This window comes from Solibacillus palustris (assembly GCF_022549215.1).
In the GTDB taxonomy this organism is placed as follows: Bacteria; Bacillota; Bacilli; order Bacillales_A; family Planococcaceae; genus Solibacillus; species Solibacillus daqui.
This window is the reverse complement of the sequence record NZ_JAKZFC010000002.1, coordinates 348,535-367,140: the sequence shown is the minus strand read 5'-3', so window position 1 is coordinate 367,140 and position 18,606 is coordinate 348,535. Positions and strand designations below refer to the sequence as shown.

Below are 18,606 nucleotides of genomic sequence, written 5' to 3'. Positions count from 1 at the left end.
AACACACGATCTTAATTCTACATATTACCTTGAAGCTTCCTTACCTTTGACGGTGTATAGTTCGCTGCTAAAACACCCGCAAAAATAAAGAGTGCCCCCAAGAATTTCGATAGCCGAAAAATTATTTTTTTACGTATATTTAGTTATCAATTCGAGCGAAAAACTTGACAACTATTTTTCACTTTTGATTTGATCTAAAACAAAATCTACAAATAACATTTTGTTTTTCATTTTGCTTATTCAAATGGAAGGTACGTAATCTAAAAAAGGGGCAGCCCGAAAAGTATATATTTTCGGGCTGCCCCTCGTTCATGTGTAAATTAACTGCTTGAGGGCGGTGCTTCTGCGGTGGTCAGAAGGAAAGAACGAATGCTAAAAGCGTCACGTCCTGTGACAATCCATTTATGACTAGCTTCGTGCTAGCCCCCATCCTCGGCGCAAGGATTTGTCCCAGAAATACTTCTCGGACAAATCCTTCTAACTATTTTTTACGCATAAAATAAATCACGAATAGCATGACAAACCAAACAGGTGTTAATAATAACGCTGTGCGCGTTGATTCAGAAATGGCCATTACTACTAGTAGAAATACGAAAAATGCCAAGACTACATAGTTCACAAACGGCGTTAAAGGCGCTTTAAAAATCGATACCTTATGCAATTCAGGATGACGCTTTTTATACAGTATATGTGAGATTAAAATGATGCTCCATACCCAAATAAAGCAAATCGCGCTAATTGTTGTCACGACATTAAATGCATTTTCAGGCATTAAATAGCTTAAAAATGCACCGATTGAAACGACGACTGAGGATAATATCAATCCATTTTGCGGCACGTGATTTTTATTTAGCTTACCAAATACTTTCGGTGCTTGCTTGTTTTTACCTAAGCTAAATAGCATTCGGCTTGTAGAGAATAACCCACTGTTACCTGCTGATGCAGCAGATGTTAACACAACAAAGTTTATTAAGCCTGCTGCAACAGGAATGCCGACTAATGCAAACACTTGAACGAATGGCGAGCTCGCTGCGCTTAAAGTATCCCATGGATTAATCGTTAATATAACGAATAATGCACCTACGTAGAATAATAAAATACGTACTGGAATTTTGTTAATGGCTGAAGGAATATTTTTTTGTGGATTTGCTGTTTCTGCTGCAGAAACACCCACTAGCTCTACCCCTACAAATGCAAAGACAACCATTTGGAATGCCATTAAGAAGCCAAATGCTCCGTTCGGGAATAACCCACCATGCTCCCAAAGATTCGATACGGCTACCTTGCCTGATTCTGTTTCAAAACCAATAACAAGTAATACAATTCCGATCGCAATTAATGCAACAATCGTAATGATTTTAATTATTGCAAACCAAAACTCTAGTTCACCAAATAATTTTACGGTTAATAAGTTTAGGGCTAATAACACAACTAAACACACAATTGCCGGCACCCATTGAGGTACATCAAACCAATATTGTGTATACATACCTACCGCAATAATATCGGCCATCGCTGTCATGATCCAGCAAAACCAATACGTCCAGCCTGTTACATAACCAGCCCAGTCACCTAAATATTCAGTGGCAAATTCAGTAAATGATGAATAGCCACCTTTTGAAAGTAGTAATTCCCCCAACGCACGCATAACAAAAAACAAGGCAATACCAACGATTAAGTAAGCAAAAATAATGGATGGTCCTGCTAGTGCGATCGCTTTCCCTGACCCTAAAAATAACCCCGTTCCGATCGTTCCACCAATCGCAATCAATTGTACATGGCGATTTTTAAGGTCGCGCTTTAATTCTGGTTGTTCCAAGACGATTTCCTCCAAAAGATATATTTGCATACCACTTTTGTGGCTCAAATAATAGTTATCTTCGCGGTCATCAAGTAATTTTTCTGAAAATTAGAAAAGGGACTAGTATATTGACTAGTCCCTGTTTACGTAAGAATAATAACGTCTCTCATTACTCTTCTGTCCTTTTGCCTGAGATAGTGAACCCTTCGGCGACGCTTCATGCGCTCTCTCCAGAAACTGCTCCCGTCTGTAGTGTTATCCACAGCGATCATTGCTTGATAATATTCAATTGCACAATTCGCTTCCGGCATCTTCCATCCACAGAATTGTTCGCGCCAATACTATTATTGTACAATAACTAATACTAGCAGTAATCTTTCATTATTACAATAACCTCAACTAACACGCGACTAGTGAATTAGCAAATAAATTGATTTTTCAACAAATTCAACTCAAATAAAAGCAATATTACATGCAAAAAAAATGTTACATTGAAAATAATTATTGAGTTTTCAGCGTAACCTTTCAATGTCATTAATTTTTTATATTTACATTTTCTAATCGAATGGCGTACGGATCTTCTAATGTACCTTTTGTCGCATTTGTCTTTTTTAATTTGATAACATATGAATTTGGCATTGCTATATCATTACATGCAATTGATTTTTGTGTACGAATTTCTTCAGGGAAATTTAACTTCACATGAATCGTATCTTCTTTTTGCGTTAACGTATCAAAAACTAATCCGCAGCCATTTGAATATTCTGTCACAAATAATACCTCTTCTGTTGCAAAATCAATGACAGGTGTCTCCTCAAACTGGAATATCTCTGCCCAGCTTAGATATAGCTTTTCATCTTGAATTAATGTCATAGATGTCCCTACTTCATGTGGTATAAATTCCAAGTGCATTAGTAATTCATAATTTAGTTCATTTATTTCTTTAGGCTGTTCAATTGGAGATGATACCTCTTCATCTGTAACAGGTTCTTTCTGTTTTTCTGTACATCCTACTAAAAAAGCTCCCAGCAATATGCTTAATAATAAGAAATAGTTCTTCAATAAAAATCAACTCCTTTTCTAGTAATGAATTAGTAGCCTGAACGGCAAAAAAGTCCCGCCTTCCTAAACTGTTCTTACCTAAACAATTCAAAAAAATGTATCGTTTTATTCGAACTTGAACACCTTATAGCTAACACCATTATTATGCAATGTACTGGTTGAGTGAAAATTATCATCTGTTTCTTATGTAAATTTCATCGGAGAAATTATCCTTTTTGTTTTCACTAAAAAAATGTGCTTGAGAATTAGATTATCTCAAGCACATTTATTAACCTAATGATGTTTTTAATGCACTAAATCGCTTTCCTATATAGGAATAACCTTGTTTTGTGTACATTTCGCGCGGTGTATCGTCCCCATCAGCAACTAAAATAATTATTTTTTCCGAGTAATGTTTCATAACAAATTGCTGAAGTTTTGTACCTATCCCTTTCTTTTGATGGGCTGGCAATACGAACAAATTATCAATTTCTGCTGAATTTGCTGATTCAATAACATCAAGCGAACCTACAACTTTTCCATTATACGCTGCGACAATTTGAGCTGTACGCTTTAGTTCATAGTCCCTTTTTAACATAGCACTTCTAGCTTGAGCGTAACTTTCACCCCATTGTAATGCATCTTTATAATGAATCTCTAAATAGCCCTCTAAAGTTCTAGGAGACACAAATTCAATTGTCACTTCAGGACAAATCGGTTCTCGCGTAAAAACATTCGGCTTTATAGCATACATTTCCAAACTACCAATGCCAAATTGATTCGATAATAAATATTGATGCAATTCAATTGGAATTTCTTCATCTTGTGGAAATACAACCTTTAAAAACTGTCGTCCACTTTGTCGATGTTTGTGTTGTAAGTAGACCAAAGCTGCCTGCAGTTCGGATAACGTAGGATTTGATAAAAATTCGATAAAATTACTATCGTAGCGGTCTTTCACTTCATCAAGCTGATAATGACGATAAAGTTCCGTTTCTCGTTCAAGTTGCGCAAATATATTTATATTTTGAAAAGTTAAAGTCATAAATAATACCTGCTTTCTATTACAAAATTAGTAAAACTACCTTCTATTGTAATATTACCCAAAAAATCTATATAAAGATATTAAATAAAATAAGGGAAAATAATAAGTAATAAAATAGTTTCACAAAAAAACGTATTGCTACGTCATGCAAAAAGGTGTATTTTAAAGATTAAATAGCATATTTTTTGTCTAAAAAAGTAAAAATTCATGATAATAAGAGCATATCTCACCATATTAAAGTGAATTCCGTACTTTACATGAATACGTCAAATAATCTAATAATTCAGCAAGTAGGATTTTGGTGGAATTTGACGTATAATAGGATTGTTTATACAACTATTACACCATTCTCTTGGAGGGTTCGTACAAATGAGTACACGTATTGAAAAAGACTTTTTAGGCACATTAGAAATTCCAAAGGACGTTTATTATGGCGTTCAAACAACTCGTGCATTAGAAAACTTCCCAATTACAAAAATGACAATGCATCCTGAATTAATCCGTGCATTGGCCATTGTAAAGAAAAGTTCAGCTTTAGCTAATGCTGCTATCGGTAAATTAGACGAAAAAATTGCAAATGCTATTGCCCATGCTGCTGATGATATTATTGCAGGTAAACTGCACGATCAATTCGTCGTAGATCCAATTCAAGGTGGCGCTGGTACTTCGATGAACATGAATGCCAACGAAGTAATCGCTAACCGCGCATTAGAAATTATAGGGGAAGAAAAAGGGTCATATTCAATCATTAGTCCTAACAGCCACGTAAACATGGCACAATCGACAAATGACGCTTTCCCATCAGCAATTCACATTGCAACGGTTACAACTTTAGATAATTTAATTATGGCGATGGAAGTCATGCGTGATAGCTTCATCCAAAAATCAGTTGAATTTGACGGTATCGTGAAAATGGGCCGTACACACTTACAAGACGCTGTTCCTATTCGTTTAGGTCAAGAGTTCGGTGCATATGCTGCAGTAGTTGCTCGTGATATTGCACGTGTGAAGAAAGCACAACAAACAATGCTTCAAATCAACATCGGTGCTACAGCAATTGGGACTGGCTTAAATGCTGACCCAGAATACATGAACTTGGCGGTAGAAAATATTGCGAAGTACAGCAACTTCCCATTCGTAAAAGTGGATAACTTAATCGATGGGACGCAAAACACAGATACGTATGCTGAAGTGTCTTCAATGTTAAAAATTTCAATGATGAACATGTCTAAAATTGCTAATGACTTACGCTTAATGGCTTCAGGTCCAAAAGCAGGTTTTGCTGAAATTCGTTTACCAGAACGTCAACCTGGTTCTTCAATTATGCCAGGTAAAGTTAACCCGGTAATGCCTGAAGTAATTAACCAAATTGCATTCCAAGTAATCGGAAATGACGTAACTATTTCTCTAGCTTCGGAAGCAGGTCAATTCGAATTAAACGTAATGGAGCCTGTTCTTGTGTTCAATTTATTACAATCTATTGAAATTATGACTAACGGCTTCACTGTATTTACAAAACTTTGCTTAGATCACATCGAAGCAAACGAAGAGCGTATGCATGACTTTGTTGAGCGATCAATTGGTGTCGTTACTGCATTAGCACCACACTTAGGCTATGAACGTTCAAGTCAAATTGCACGTGAAGCTTTACACAGTGGCAAATCAGTACGTGAATTATGCCTACAATACGAATACTTTACAAAAGAACAATTAGATATTATTTTAAATCCTTTTGAATTAACACAACCAGGTATTGCTGGTGAAAAGAAATTAGCGAAAAACTAATTTCAAATTGAAAAACGCTAGTCCTATTATAGAGGACTAGCGTTTTTCATTATCCAAAAAGCTTATCTTTTGCCAATGTAATAGCACGCTTACTTACTTCTAATCGGTCACCATCTGCATTTAATTTTACAACGCTCGTCGTTTCATCAAATATAGATTTTAACTGTGACTTGGGCTTCACCCCGACCATCATCGTTTGTGATTCTTGTCTTATTTTAGCAGGTTGCTCTTGTGTAGTGCCGACTTGCCCCCCACTACCTACCTTTGGAAATGGAATGCTCGCTTCAGGCTGAGCTTTTCGTCGCGATTGATTATTAAGCCCCGTACTGCCTGCCCCAACTGAACGAATCATTCATGTCCCCCCTTTTGTCGCTGTTCTTTTTTGATTTTATCTGCACGTCGAAACGTCATTTCCGCTTGAACAAACATAAAAATAACTGCTACCACAAGTAATATTACTACCCATTTCCCCAACAGAATTCCTCATTTCTTGCACAATGTTAACTTTACTAAACTGTCTTTTAAAAACAAGTTCACAAAGTGCTATTTTTGATTTAGTACCTATAAATTTCTCAAACCTAGCAAATAATTAGGTTGTTTCGCTTAAAACAACACCAAAAACTGCATAATTTTTTAACCATTATTTCTAAAAAACTATTTATTATCATTTTAGTATGTATCTTTTAACAGACGGGATAAGTAAATATGTAAATCTAATATAACGTTTAATTTTCATTGGCGCCTCTTGATCAGTAGATCGTGGTGGCGGATTTATAAATAGTGGAAATGATTTAGATTAAGAGTGAATTCGCAAATTTGCGAACTCACTTTTTTCGTTTTACTTGTTGCTTTGCAGATATTTCTGTACCAGATAGTGCTTGGTTTGCTAATTGATCTGCCTCGTCATTTTGCTTTCGTTCTACATATTGATAGATGGCGGTTAAACCTAATTTTTGTAGCTTGGCATCGACTTTATCAGCCCAGCTAGCAAGTGCATTATCCGAAACTGCCCATTCCCCGTTCATTTCATTGATAACTACTTGTGAATCACCAAATACTTCAATTGCTTGATGATGAACACCAAGCTCCTCTAATTGCTCGATTGCAAATAGTAGCGCTGCATATTCAGCCTCATTATTCGAAATTAAATAGTGAGCTTGTTGATTGAGACGTAAGCGATAGTGTTGATTGTTTTGCTCGAAATAGATAACAACACCTAGTCCCGCTAATTTTTCCTCTCGATTAAAACCACCGTCAAAATAAAGCTGTACGTTATGCGGCTCGATTTCAAGCTCCTGTAAATACTTTTTCAATTCTTTCATTGTCCATTCGCTATCATGTTCATCCGTTAATGAATATGATTTCATCCGACCTGTTTTTTTCATATCTTCTATTAATAAAAAAGCATGTGCTGCCGGTATCGCTTCACTTCTATACTTAATTTGAAGTTTTGTCTGTGTTTCGTAAATCCACTCAATCGTTAATTTCAACAAACTCACTCCTTTGTTTATAAAAAACTTTTAAGCACATCATCACGATGTATATCCCATTGTTAAATATTCTGGATGATATGGGTGCAGTATCAATAAAAGGATTATTATCGCAATAAAATATGGTAAAAATCCCGAAACAATGATTTGCTAACTTTTCAATATATCCACCCCTATTTCCCATAATTATACCAAACAATAGATGGCTATACAAAAATCCGCCAATACGTTATAGTACAAGTGGTGATAATATGAATGTAAAATTTTATGAAAATAATGAAGAACGCCTGCTCGGTATTACTTTAAAGGATGCCCGTTTACATGAAAATAATAATATGGCTTTACATGTATGCCAGAATGCAGCGCAAATCGTCCACAACCGTGAAGCACTCGCACATTTGCTAAATACTGATGTGAATAATTTTGTTTGTGCCAATCAAACACATAGTGCAAATTTCGTACAGATTACGCAACAGCAAATCGGTAATGGTGCGCTAGATATTTCAACAGCAATTCCCGACACAGACGGACTTTATACTTATGAGCCGAATGTTGTTATTTCAAGCTTTACCGCTGATTGCGTACCCGTATTATTTTATAACGATAAAACTAACTTAATCGGTGCCATTCATTCGGGTTGGCAAGGAACAATTAAAGAAATAACACTAAAAATGTTGCAGCATTTGCAAACGCACGAAAATTGTCAGCTTGAAGATGTGCATGTCATAATCGGTCCGGCGATTAGTCAGGTAAAATTTGAAGTTGATGCAGATGTCTATGAAAAATTCAAAGCGCTTGGCTATGCAGATGAATTTATGTACTTCAATGATAATACGGATAAATACCATATTGATAATCAGCTAACTGTGAAAAAACAATGTGAAATTGCCGGCGTCCCAAGTGCCAATATTATGATTGACCCGATGTGTACATTTAACAGTGAAGACGGCTTTTCTTACCGTCAAGATCGTGGTACTGGCCGTCACTTAAGTTTCATTATGCGTAAATAGCTCCTTAATTTGAAAGGGGGACGTCCTAGAATTAATTCTGGAACGTCCCTCCTTTCATCTATAATTTTATTCGTTGTAATCGCAGTGCATTTAATACAACCGATACGGAGCTAAATGCCATCGCTGCTCCGGCAACCCAAGGCGCTAATAACCCGATAGCGGCAATTGGAATACCAATAACATTGTAGGCAAACGCCCAGAACAAATTTTGTTTAATATTCATCATGGTTTTACGGCTCATTAAAATCGCATCTGCTATACTGTTTAAATCTCCGCGAATTAATGTAATATCTGCAGCTTCCATCGCTACATCTGTTCCTGTTCCGACAGCCATTCCGATATCAGCCACCGCTAAAGCCGGTGCATCATTAATCCCATCTCCAACCATCGCTACCTTTTTCCCTTGCTGCTGCAATTTTTCAATTTGCTGGGCTTTCTGCTCTGGTAATACTTCGGCAATTACTTCATCAATTCCCACTTCCGTTGCAATTTTTTGTGCAGTACGTTCATTATCTCCTGTCAGCATCACAACTTTTATACCAAGCTCATGTAATCTTGCTACTGCCTCTTTCGATGTTGCCTTTACTGTATCAGCAACCGCTACAATTCCAGCGAGATGTTCGTTAATGGCAATAAGCATGGCTGTTTTCCCATCACGCTCAAAGCTTACTAATTGCTGCTCCACTATGTCTAATATGGTAACATTCCGTGAATTCATAAACTTTCTCGTTCCTACGAGTACATGTTTACCCGAAACCTTAGCCTCTATCCCAAACCCTGGAATTGCTTGAAAATCCGTTGCCTGTTCAATTGTAATGCCCCGTTCTTTCACACCCTGCACAATTGCTTCAGCTAATGGATGCTCCGATGCATTTTCAGCAGCTGCTACTTTTTCGAGTATATCGGATTCACTAAAGTTATCAAAGACGACAACATCTGTTAGCACAGGTTGCCCATTTGTGACAGTTCCTGTTTTGTCAACAACAACCGTTTCAATAAAGCCCGTTTGTTCTAAATGTTCGCCGCCTTTAAATAATATACCAAACTGCGCAGCTCGACCTGATCCTGCCATAATCGATGTAGGCGTTGCTAAGCCAAGTGCACATGGACATGCAATTACAAGAACTGCAATTGTAGCTTCAAATGCTGCTGTAAAATCTTTACTTACAAACCACCAAATAATGAATGTTAAAACTGCAATCCCTACAACTATCGGGACGAAAATACTTGAAATTTTATCTGCTAAACGTTGAATTGGCGCTTTTGAACCTTGAGCTGCTTCGACAATTTTTATTATTTGAGCAAGCGCTGTTTCATGCCCAACTTTTAGCGCCTTCATTTCAAGTGCACCGTTTTTATTAATCGTTGCACCATATACGAAATCGCCTGCCTTTTTATCAACGGGTAGGCTTTCACCTGTTAGCATCGATTCGTCAACGGCTGAAACACCACTTAGTACTTCCCCATCAACTGGTATTTTTTCACCTGGCTTCATACGTACAATCTCACCAATTTGTACTTGCTCTAACGCAATTTGTTGCTCTATGCCATCACGTACGACAGTTGCCACTTTTGCTTGCATGCCCATTAACTGTTTAATCGCCTGTGACGATTTCCCTTTCGCACGGGCTTCGAATAATTTACCAAGTATAATTAATGTAATTAGCACCGCACTCGTTTCAAAATACAAATGTGGCATATGATTCGAACCTGCGTGCAAAAGTGTTTGATAAATACTATAGAAGTATGCGGCACTCGTCCCCATCACAACGAGTACATCCATATTAGCCGAGCCACTGCGTAGTGATTTATAAGCCCCTACGTAAAACTGCCATCCAATAATGAATTGCACTGGTGTTGCTAATACAAGCTGTACCCAAGGATTCATTAAAAAGTCAGGTACATATAAAAAACTAGTCCATGAAAAGTGTCCTACCATCGTCCATAGCAGTGGTATTGATAAAATCGCTGCGACAATAAACTTCCATTGCTGTTTTTTTATCGCTAGTTCACGATGGTCGACTGGATCACCTTCTACTACTTTTTCTGCACCATAACCGATTTTTTCAATTCGATTCATAATATCCAATATCGATAATTGAGATGGATTAAATTCAATTGTTGCTTTTTCAAGTGCTAAGTTGACATTTGCAGTTGAAATTCCGTCCACTTTACTAAGCACTTTTTCGATACGAGCCGAACACGCCGCACATGTCATTCCTGTAATATTTAGCTCTGCTTTTTCCTTTACTACATCATAGCCAAGCGCTTGAATTTTTTGCTCAATTTGTTCAGGTTTAAGCGTTTCATTATTATAGGAAATCGTTGCTTTTTCAAGTGCTAAATTTACATTGGCATCTTCCACACCGTCCATACGTTTCAAACCTTTTTCAATACGTGCTGAACACGCTGCACAGGTCATTCCTGTAACCTGCATTGTTATTTCTTTTTTTGTCATCTCACTTCACCTCTCATATACCTACGTGGGGTATAAAAATATTTAAAAAGATAGGCTCCCTTTTCACAGAATGGATAGAGAACCTTCGCAAAATTTAACTTCCTTCACTGGGAGTTTAAATACCCATAAAAAGTTACACGACGTCGTAGCCTTGCTCGTCGATTGTTTCTTTAATTTGATCTACTGTAACTGAAGATTCATCAAAGGCAACAGTTACTTTAGCATCTGCTAAATCAACTTTTACTTCTTGAACACCTGCTAAAGCACCAACACTTGTTTCTACAGCTTTCACACAGTGACCGCATGACATACCCTGTACATTTAATGTTACATTTTCCATCTTAAATCGCTCCTTATTTTTTCATTAGTTTTTGAATTGTGACAATAAGTTCGTCGAGCACTTCATCGTCACCTTCATTTAATCGATCGACAACACAACCTTTTAAATGACCTTCAAGCAAAATTTTTGCCACACTATTTAAAGCGGATTGCGTAGCGGATAATTGTGTAATAATATCATCACAATAAACATCCTTTTCAATCATGCCCTTAATACCACGAATTTGGCCTTCTACTCGGTTGAGCCTTGTCGTTAAATCTTTTTTTATCTTCTCAGGATGATGACTCTTGCGACAGCTAACTTCATGCGTTTCTTGTACATCATCATTACTTTGCATGTAAATCAATCCTCCTAACTTATGATTACTTTAACATACCTTATAGGGGTATGTAAAGTGGCGAGTTTTTCATCAGCACAAAGCAACCTAAATAGCCAAGTTAATGATTCAACAAAAATATTAGAAATGATTATTAACGTTGCAAAAAGCACACGCATTTCAGTCATTAATGCAGGAATTGAGGCGGCGCGCTCAAGCGAACATGACAAAGGCTTTGCAGTTGTCGCAAAGGAAATTACTAAGCTTGCTGATCAAAGTGGCGATGCGGTAAATGAAATCCGTCAGCTATTAGATGCAATGAAAGAGAAAGTAGTAGAAGTATCTGACTCTGTACAAAAAACGTTAGAAGTCTCAGAATCACAATCTTCGACAATCCATGCCATTTCGAATTCGATACGTGAATTAACAAGTTGCAGAACAAATTGATATTTTAGCTTCGAAAATATAAAAATAACCATGATGTCCGAATTGGACATCATGGTTACTTTTGTATAATACCGTAGTGAAATTTTGACGTTAAGCGGATATCTCGTTTAAAACCGTAAAGCTCAAACCATTCTGATTGATAATGTGCTTTTAATACTACACGCTTTTTTGCCACTCGTATTGCTTCATCTACCCAAGCTGCTGATAATGCAATATGACTGCCTGCATGACGAAGTGCCTCAAAGTTTGAAGATTCTTCAATTACTTGCTCAAACATCGGATCCATATAGACAACATCATAGCTATTGGAAGGTTGCTGCCGTAAAAATTCTAAAGCATCTGCGTGAATTACTTCAATATTGCGCATGCATGCAGTTAATGGCAACTCGGTAGTATCATACGTTTGCATGCCGTTCTTCACGATAAAGGCGACGTTTCGATCTGCTTCCAGCCCGGTAACTTTCCCCTGCACTCCTACTACAAAAGCAGCGAGTAAGCAATCAGAACCAATGCCAAGCGTGCAATCTAAAAACGAATCACCTTGCTGTAAATCGCATGCAGTAAGTAATGGCTCCTGTTCACCGCGTGCCACACGCTTTAATCGAAAGGCTGATGAATTCGGATGAAAAAAGAAAGGCGCATCAGCACCTTTCGCATAATATTCATAACGGTTCTTGCCCGCTACAATGACATTCGCATCATAGTTATCTGCAAGGTTTTTCACGGAACGTTTTTGACGTGGAACAATTTCAGCTTCTAGTTCGTTACGCGCAAAATCGGCAAGCTGTAGCGACGCATCATCTGGTCGCCCTGCCGTTGTGACGATGGTTAATCGGCACATACTTGCTTTAATACATCTGCTAAATGATCACGAATTTGCTCCATTGGGAAGCCTTCGATTTGTTCACGTGGAATAAAGTACGCTAATTGACCATCTTTTAAGATTGCCATCGATGGTGAGCTTGCTGGCACTTCATCGAAATAACCACGCATTGCAGCTGTTGCATCTGGGTCTTGACCTGCAAACACCGTTATTAATTGATCTGGCTTCACTTCTGCCACTGCTTCACGCGCTGCTGGACGTGCTAAACCTGCCGCACAGCCACAAACAGAGTTAATAACAACAAGTGAAGTCCCCTTCGTTTCTGCCATAAATTCATGCACGCTATCTGCAGTCGTTAATTGTGTAAAACCCGCATTTTCAAGCTCTGCACGCATAGGCTCGGTTACCTGACGCATGTATTCATCGTAAGCGTTTGTCATTTTCATTACCTCTTTCGAATTAAATATCTTCACAAATGTAATTATAGCAAGGTTTTTTCGACTTGTACAAAGATTGGATTTTCGTATAGTTTCGGTTCTATTCGGAATTTATGTTACTTTTGTGTTACCATTTTACGTAAAAAAAAAATGGTATTTAATTTAAACGCATTCGTAGCGTTTTTGAAAAAGTTTGTTGAGGGATATCAGACCAGCAACTAGAAAGTTGTATGAACTTATTTAAGAATTTTTAAGAGGTAAAAATAAAACAAGCCCTCCAAGGGGATTAAAAACTAATATTAGTGAAAAAAGTCATTAAATAATGAGACATACCTATAAATTTAAGGTTCCTGTAAGCTTTTCAAAAAGTTACTGTAAGAATGAGAGGCTAAGATAGCCATAGAGCAATAAATTGTTAAAGATAAGGAGATTGTAAGAATGAATTCGTTAGTTACACAAAAAGAAAGAATCGTTTCCTTAGATATTATTCGTGGGATAGCGTTATTTGGCATTTTGTTTATAAATGTAGCAGCCTTCAAGGTATTACTAGAGGCACCGCCTGAATATAGCGGAATCAACGCTATTATTGAAACGCTCATTGATATTTTTATAGAGAAGAAATTCTTTTCGATTTTTTCATTCCTCTTTGGTGTAGGTTTTTATATTTTTACTTCACGTGCAGAAGCACGTGGCGATAAGCCAAGATGGCGTTTTGCAAGACGTTTACTAGCTTTATTATTAATTGGTATCGTCCATATATTTGTTTTTTGGGGCTCAATCCTTTCTATCTATGCAGTTATAGGTTTTTTCCTCATTCCATTCTATAATGCAAAGATTTCAACGATTAGTAAATGGCTATTTGCTATTATTACTGTTCATGTACTTTGCATTCTCGGACAATTATTTATGCCAAATCAAGGAGCCTTTTCAACTGTTTTTGAAATATTAGGAAATGATGTAGTTACTATTTTCATCATGTTTTTAACAGGTTTTTTAGTAGCAAAAGCTGATTGGATTTGTCATATTAGTGAATACCCAAAACAACTAAAGTGGATTCAATTTGTGACATTCCCCATTTTTGTAGGGATCTCTCTTTGGATTTGGTTTGCCCCAAAAGGAGATTATCAAAATCTACAATTAATTATGGGTTTAGGTGTAATTCCGACAACGTATTTTTATTTAACTTGTCTATTTGTTATGTTGGAGAATAAAAGCATCGCGAAGTTTCTTAAGCCAATTGGACGAGTTGGTCAAATGGCATTCACAAATTATTTGGCGCAAAGCTTTATTGGCCTAGCTATTATTTCTTTAATGGGGCTTGATGTTGTTTCGCCTTCTTATGTGGTTATCATTGCAATCTTAATTTTTGCCATTCAAATAATCTTTAGTGTTATCTGGTTCAAATTCTTTAAAATGGGACCTTTTGAAAAGCTATGGCGCTTTATGACCTATGGAAGAAAAGCAGTACCAAAGCAATAAACAATTACGTGCGAAACTCCCTGTGGTGAATGATTCCAATCCGCAAGGGAGTTTTTCGATAAAGGATTTTCTTGTTGAAGTAACGAGGGCTTTAGTGCACCGTTGTAATTCCGTATTTTTCTGACGAGATCCCTACAGGCCACTGCATTATTTTAAAGGAGGTAATTTTTATTATTTCCCTTTTAGCTGATCAAGAATTGATTTAAAGTCCTGTAATTCCCCAATAACTCGGAAGTTTCTAAATGGATTACCTACAACTCTTATTCGTTCCAACACAGTGTGTATAGTAAACTTGTCTGGTCTTAAGAAATCATTCACCTCATTCCAATATAATGGTGTAGCTATTAGCCCTTTTTCATTTCCCCTTGCTGAATAAGGTGCAATAATCGTTTTCCCTTCACGGTGTTGTACATAATCCAAATATAATTTATTGTTCCGATTCTTTTTCAATCGTTCTGTGGTAAACCATTGAGGATACTGCTCTACTAAAAACTTGCACACAAATTCCGTAAAAACACTTGTCTCATCATATGAAAAGGTGTTAAAAGGTAATGGAATATAAATTTGCATTCCCTTCCCACCTGATGTTTTAATGAATGATTTTAAATTGAACTGGTCAAAAATAGCCTTCATTTTTAATGCTGCATCTATTGCTAAATGAAATTCATAAACAGAAGGTGGATCTAAGTCAAAAACAATTTCAGTAGGCTTTTCTGTATGAATCGGTTGAAATGGAATGTGTAATTCAATTGCGAGCTGATTTCCTAGCCACATAAGTGTTTCGATGTTATTACAAATAACAAAGTTCGTATCATCAATTATTTGAGTTGAAACAAAGTCAGGTGTAATTTCTGGGGAGTTTTTCTGATAAAAATTTTCACCTGGTACCCCATGGGGATAACGAATAACAGTTAATAATCGCTCTTTTAAAAAAGGCATCATATATGGAGCAATGGTTTGCAAATACAACAAGTACTGATTTTTATCGATACCATTGACTGGCCATACGGGTTTTTCAGGATGTGTTATAGATACCGATTCCGGTATTGGCTGAAGTTGTCGTTGCAATTGTTGCCAATTACATTGATCCGGATTTATATCAAATCTAAATGCATTAAACCTTGGCTCTCTTAATTTACTGCCATCAAAATCAATGCATGCAATATCGACACAAATTGATGGTTCAATTGACCATGTTCCATTGATTTTATTGCCATTAGCTTCAAAGAAAGTAACAAGTGTTTTCATCTCTTCTTCCTGCAACCCTTGTTTAAATGTGACAACCTCAATCAAACTATCCCCTTGGTAAATACCACCACTAAAATAACCGTTTCCTGTATCATACTTGAACACAATTACCGAAATAAATCGCCAATTTTTTATCTTCAACCAACTTTTTGACCTAGTATCACTTAGCCATTTACTCGTCGCTTTCTTAGCTATGACTCCTTCGCCATTGTAAACTTTAATCTTTGACCATAATTCATCGCTATCCTCAAATACATCAATTGCTTGAATTCTTTTTGTCTCTTCATAGCTAACTGAAACAGGAAGTTCTAAACCACTAAGAACTTTTGCAAGCATCTGTTTACGAGTCGTTAACTGACGATTCGATTGATCTTCCCCTCTATATTTTAAAATGTCGAATACTATATAGTGACAAGGGAATATTTTTGCGTGTTCTAAAATGACTTCCTTATTACGCATACGTCCTCTTTGTTGGACAATTGTAAAATTACTTTGAAAATCATTTGCTAAGTAGACCAATTCCCCATCTAAAAATAAAGGTAGATAAGCTTTAATCGATTCATACATTTCACTACAAAAATCAATAATTTCAGGAAACATTTTATTCAACACATTACCGTTTCTACTTTTTAGGATTGGTGCTTTTTCTAACCACTCTAACGTACATCGAAAGCCGTCGTATTTGGTTTCATAAATCCATTCATCACCCACTGGGATTTCGTCGGTATCAGTTAACAGCATAGGTTTCATTTGAGTAAACCTCTTTTTATTTTAGTTTTTGATTAATAACTATTACTAATACATAAAAACTTAATAAAACTTAATAATAAGAAGATTAAATAATAAAAAAGTGGGTGTACTATGCATACAGTTTGGAAAGGTAGTATTAGTTTTGGTCTAGTAAATATTCCTGTTAAACTTCACACAGCAACAGAAAATAAAGATATTAAGTTAAGACAGCTTCATAAAGAGTGCAATACACCAATTAGTTATAAAAAAGTATGCGAAGGTTGTCAAAAAGAAGTGAATGAAGAAGATATAGTTAAGGCCTATGAGTATTCAAAAAATAAATTTGTGGTATTAGACGCAGAGGAGTTAGAAAACTTACGCAAAGAAAACGAGGACAAAGTTGTAGAAATTATTGATTTTGTTAAATTAGAAGAGATTGATCCCATTTACTTTGAAAAGACTTACTTTTTGTCACCCGATACAACAGGCACGAAAGCATATGCATTATTGCGTAAAACTCTAGAAGACTCAGGAAAAATCGGCGTAGCAAAAATTGTTATTCGTTCTAAAGAACAATTAGCTGTGGTTCGTGTTTATAAGGATGCCTTGGTAATGGAGACCATTCATTTTCCGGATGAAGTTAGAAGTGTTAGTGATGTTCCTAATATACCAAGTGTAGATGTAGTCGTACAAAAAGAACTTGATACAGCTCTAATGTTAGTAGAACAATTAACAACAGTCTTTGATCCAACTAAATACACCGATGAATATAGAACAGCATTAATGGAACTAATAGAAGATAAAAAAGCTAATGGTACAGTTAATGTAACCGATAAGAAACCATTACCTGATAATGTGACCGATCTTATGTCTGCTCTTCAAGCTTCGTTAGAGAAAACTAAGAAACCACCTACAAGAAAGCGCACAACCAAAACTAAGAAAAACGCCTAGAATTATTTCCATCAAAACAAAAAAGCCCATCACTACTGCAGTTTGAACTGCTCCCTGTCAAGTAGACAGTAGAAATAATAAAAATGCTTTAAGCGGCTTGAGCCCTGTATTCTAGTGGGCTCAAGCCGTTCAATATTATTGGTAACTCCCAACCCCGAAAATGTTCTTTCGCCCTACCATCTCTTACTTTTTTGAATAGGATAACGAGGAAGGAGGTGATTTTCATGGGATATGGAGGATACCAAGGCAATAATAATTATTATGGAGACGGCGGTTATGGCAATAGTGGCGGATCTGGTTCAACATTCGTTCTTATCGTTGTCCTATTCATTCTTCTAATTATTGTTGGTGCAACTTTCGCTTATTAATGCCCTAAAAAATTTGTTGCTAGCCGTGATAGATAGTCATTTATATGTTGTCGCTTGATTATTTGGTTTAGGGTCACTTCCTCTTGAGTGACCCCTTTTACAGTTACTTACATTAAAAAATTTCAGGGATTGTTATTAGAAGGTGGGTTTTATCCCAGACATACCGTTATTTTTTTAATGGACAAACTAAACAATAGCGAACGTCTTCATCCTTTTTAGTCAATTGATAATAACGACAGCATGTTTTACGAACTTTTTCTTCGTATGGGTGAACGATATATGCAGCAAAGGGATTGTTTTGATTTTGAAACCAATTGGGTTGTTTTTCTTGAAGTGCTTCCACTTGTAGTTGAATGTCGTATTCAGCATAATGCCCTACACTTCTTTTCAAAACTCTATTTAACCGAACCGCTACATTTTCCCACAGAATTTTACTAGGCATTTTAAATTCTTGCGATAAAAATTGACAAATTGGATTTAAATGATCCAGAAACAATACTTTTCGCCAATCTTCTTCCAATTGCATATTACTTTTTTGTACATTTATCGTAAAGGTGTTTATATCAAATTTTGCATCCTTTAACCAATTGTGCGTTCCCTTTTGAAACCCATAATAATCAAGGGCTGCTGCAGCTGTTATTACTGCATATCGTTTGAAAAATAAAGATGCACTAATTGCCATTGAATTCGTTTCTAAATACTCTGCATATTGTGTAACGATTTCTGTAAGGGTTTCGGGATCTACTAATTTTTCAATCGGGAGTCCCTTTTGTCCCAAATTTACGCCATACATCGTTAAATTCATGTAATAATGCGCCCCTTCTCTTTCGGTATACAC

At 36.5% G+C, this 18,606-nt stretch carries 19 protein-coding genes and 1 riboswitch; of the genes, 6 read left to right on the top strand and 13 right to left on the bottom strand.

Annotation, left to right across the window (positions count from 1 at the left end; genetic code table 11):
* Positions 1–481 precede the first annotated feature (481 nt).
* From LZ480_RS08845 to LZ480_RS08835, 3 genes are all read right to left on the bottom strand, one after another.
* The gene (locus tag LZ480_RS08845; protein WP_241369046.1) at positions 482–1,819 is read right to left on the bottom strand and encodes an amino acid permease; all 1,338 of its coding nucleotides are present in this window, start codon (positions 1,817–1,819) and stop codon (positions 482–484) included.
* A gap of 149 nt (positions 1,820–1,968) precedes the next feature.
* A riboswitch (glycine riboswitch) is annotated at positions 1,969–2,045 on the bottom strand.
* Positions 2,046–2,335: 290 nt separating this feature from the next.
* A complete protein-coding gene (locus LZ480_RS08840) occupies positions 2,336–2,863 on the bottom strand; it encodes a dehydrogenase (protein ID WP_241369045.1) in 528 nt (175 codons plus the stop codon).
* 268 nt (positions 2,864–3,131) lie between these two features.
* Positions 3,132–3,887: a GNAT family N-acetyltransferase gene (locus LZ480_RS08835; protein WP_241369044.1), complete on the bottom strand. Its 756-nt coding sequence runs from the start codon at positions 3,885–3,887 to the stop codon at positions 3,132–3,134.
* Positions 3,888–4,256: 369 nt separating this feature from the next.
* On the opposite strand from LZ480_RS08835, the gene aspA reads away from it, so the two are divergent.
* Positions 4,257–5,672: an aspartate ammonia-lyase gene (gene aspA, locus LZ480_RS08830; protein WP_241369043.1), complete on the top strand. Its 1,416-nt coding sequence runs from the start codon at positions 4,257–4,259 to the stop codon at positions 5,670–5,672.
* 49 nt (positions 5,673–5,721) lie between these two features.
* Here the strand turns inward: aspA and LZ480_RS08825 are convergent, their stop codons facing one another.
* From LZ480_RS08825 to LZ480_RS08820, 3 genes are all read right to left on the bottom strand, one after another.
* Complete coding sequence (locus tag LZ480_RS08825) at positions 5,722–6,024, bottom strand: DNA primase (protein ID WP_241369042.1); 303 nt, start codon at positions 6,022–6,024, stop codon at positions 5,722–5,724.
* Positions 6,021–6,146, bottom strand: coding sequence for a hypothetical protein (locus LZ480_RS19880; RefSeq protein ID WP_255731355.1), 126 nt, complete (start codon positions 6,144–6,146; stop codon positions 6,021–6,023). The genes LZ480_RS08825 and LZ480_RS19880 overlap by 4 nt, the downstream gene beginning before the upstream one ends.
* Positions 6,147–6,496: 350 nt before the next feature.
* Positions 6,497–7,162 carry a reverse transcriptase-like protein gene (locus tag LZ480_RS08820; protein WP_241369041.1) on the bottom strand — a complete coding sequence of 222 codons (666 nt, stop codon included), beginning with the start codon at positions 7,160–7,162 and terminating at the stop codon, positions 6,497–6,499.
* Positions 7,163–7,413: 251 nt separating this feature from the next.
* Here LZ480_RS08820 and pgeF point away from each other — a divergent pair, with 251 nt between their 5' ends.
* Positions 7,414–8,172, top strand: a complete 759-nt coding sequence (pgeF, locus tag LZ480_RS08815) for a peptidoglycan editing factor PgeF (protein ID WP_241369040.1) — start codon at positions 7,414–7,416, stop codon at positions 8,170–8,172.
* Positions 8,173–8,230: 58 nt separating this feature from the next.
* On the opposite strand, the gene LZ480_RS08810 is transcribed toward pgeF, so the two are convergent.
* The 3 genes from LZ480_RS08810 to LZ480_RS08800 all read right to left on the bottom strand — a co-directional run bounded on the left by LZ480_RS08810 (position 8,231) and on the right by LZ480_RS08800 (position 11,307).
* Positions 8,231–10,630 carry a heavy metal translocating P-type ATPase gene (locus LZ480_RS08810; protein ID WP_241369039.1) on the bottom strand — a complete coding sequence of 800 codons (2,400 nt, stop codon included), beginning with the start codon at positions 10,628–10,630 and terminating at the stop codon, positions 8,231–8,233.
* A 133-nt stretch (positions 10,631–10,763) separates the two neighbouring features.
* Positions 10,764–10,970 (bottom strand): copper chaperone CopZ, encoded by a 207-nt coding sequence (gene copZ / locus LZ480_RS08805; RefSeq protein ID WP_241369038.1) that lies wholly within the window; start codon positions 10,968–10,970, stop codon positions 10,764–10,766.
* A gap of 13 nt (positions 10,971–10,983) precedes the next feature.
* Positions 10,984–11,307, bottom strand: a complete 324-nt coding sequence (locus LZ480_RS08800) for a metal-sensing transcriptional repressor (protein ID WP_241369037.1) — start codon at positions 11,305–11,307, stop codon at positions 10,984–10,986.
* A 57-nt stretch (positions 11,308–11,364) separates the two neighbouring features.
* Here LZ480_RS08800 and LZ480_RS08795 point away from each other — a divergent pair, with 57 nt between their 5' ends.
* The gene (locus LZ480_RS08795) at positions 11,365–11,733 is read left to right on the top strand and encodes a methyl-accepting chemotaxis protein (protein WP_241369036.1); all 369 of its coding nucleotides are present in this window, start codon (positions 11,365–11,367) and stop codon (positions 11,731–11,733) included.
* A gap of 55 nt (positions 11,734–11,788) precedes the next feature.
* Here LZ480_RS08795 and LZ480_RS08790 read toward each other — a convergent pair whose 3' ends face one another.
* Positions 11,789–12,574 (bottom strand): class I SAM-dependent methyltransferase, encoded by a 786-nt coding sequence (locus LZ480_RS08790; RefSeq protein ID WP_241369035.1) that lies wholly within the window; start codon positions 12,572–12,574, stop codon positions 11,789–11,791.
* Positions 12,562–12,996, bottom strand: a complete 435-nt coding sequence (locus LZ480_RS08785; protein ID WP_241369034.1) for a BrxA/BrxB family bacilliredoxin — start codon at positions 12,994–12,996, stop codon at positions 12,562–12,564. Before LZ480_RS08785 ends, LZ480_RS08790 begins: the two co-directional genes overlap by 13 nt.
* A 435-nt stretch (positions 12,997–13,431) precedes the next feature.
* Between LZ480_RS08785 and LZ480_RS08780 the strand changes: the two genes are divergently transcribed.
* Positions 13,432–14,472, top strand: a complete 1,041-nt coding sequence (locus tag LZ480_RS08780) for a DUF418 domain-containing protein (protein WP_241369033.1) — start codon at positions 13,432–13,434, stop codon at positions 14,470–14,472.
* A 171-nt stretch (positions 14,473–14,643) separates the two neighbouring features.
* Here the strand turns inward: LZ480_RS08780 and LZ480_RS08775 are convergent, their stop codons facing one another.
* Positions 14,644–16,470, bottom strand: a complete 1,827-nt coding sequence (locus LZ480_RS08775; RefSeq protein WP_241369032.1) for a DNA ligase D — start codon at positions 16,468–16,470, stop codon at positions 14,644–14,646.
* Between the two features lie 111 nt (positions 16,471–16,581).
* On the opposite strand from LZ480_RS08775, the gene ku reads away from it, so the two are divergent.
* Both ku and LZ480_RS08765 read left to right on the top strand, forming a co-directional pair.
* Positions 16,582–17,400, top strand: coding sequence for a non-homologous end joining protein Ku (gene ku / locus LZ480_RS08770; protein WP_241369031.1), 819 nt, complete (start codon positions 16,582–16,584; stop codon positions 17,398–17,400).
* 224 nt (positions 17,401–17,624) lie between these two features.
* Positions 17,625–17,768 (top strand): YjcZ family sporulation protein, encoded by a 144-nt coding sequence (locus LZ480_RS08765; protein WP_241369030.1) that lies wholly within the window; start codon positions 17,625–17,627, stop codon positions 17,766–17,768.
* Positions 17,769–17,934: 166 nt separating this feature from the next.
* On the opposite strand, the gene LZ480_RS08760 is transcribed toward LZ480_RS08765, so the two are convergent.
* The gene (locus tag LZ480_RS08760) at positions 17,935–18,573 is read right to left on the bottom strand and encodes an IucA/IucC family C-terminal-domain containing protein (RefSeq protein WP_241369029.1); all 639 of its coding nucleotides are present in this window, start codon (positions 18,571–18,573) and stop codon (positions 17,935–17,937) included.
* Between the last annotated feature and the right edge of the window lie 33 nt (positions 18,574–18,606).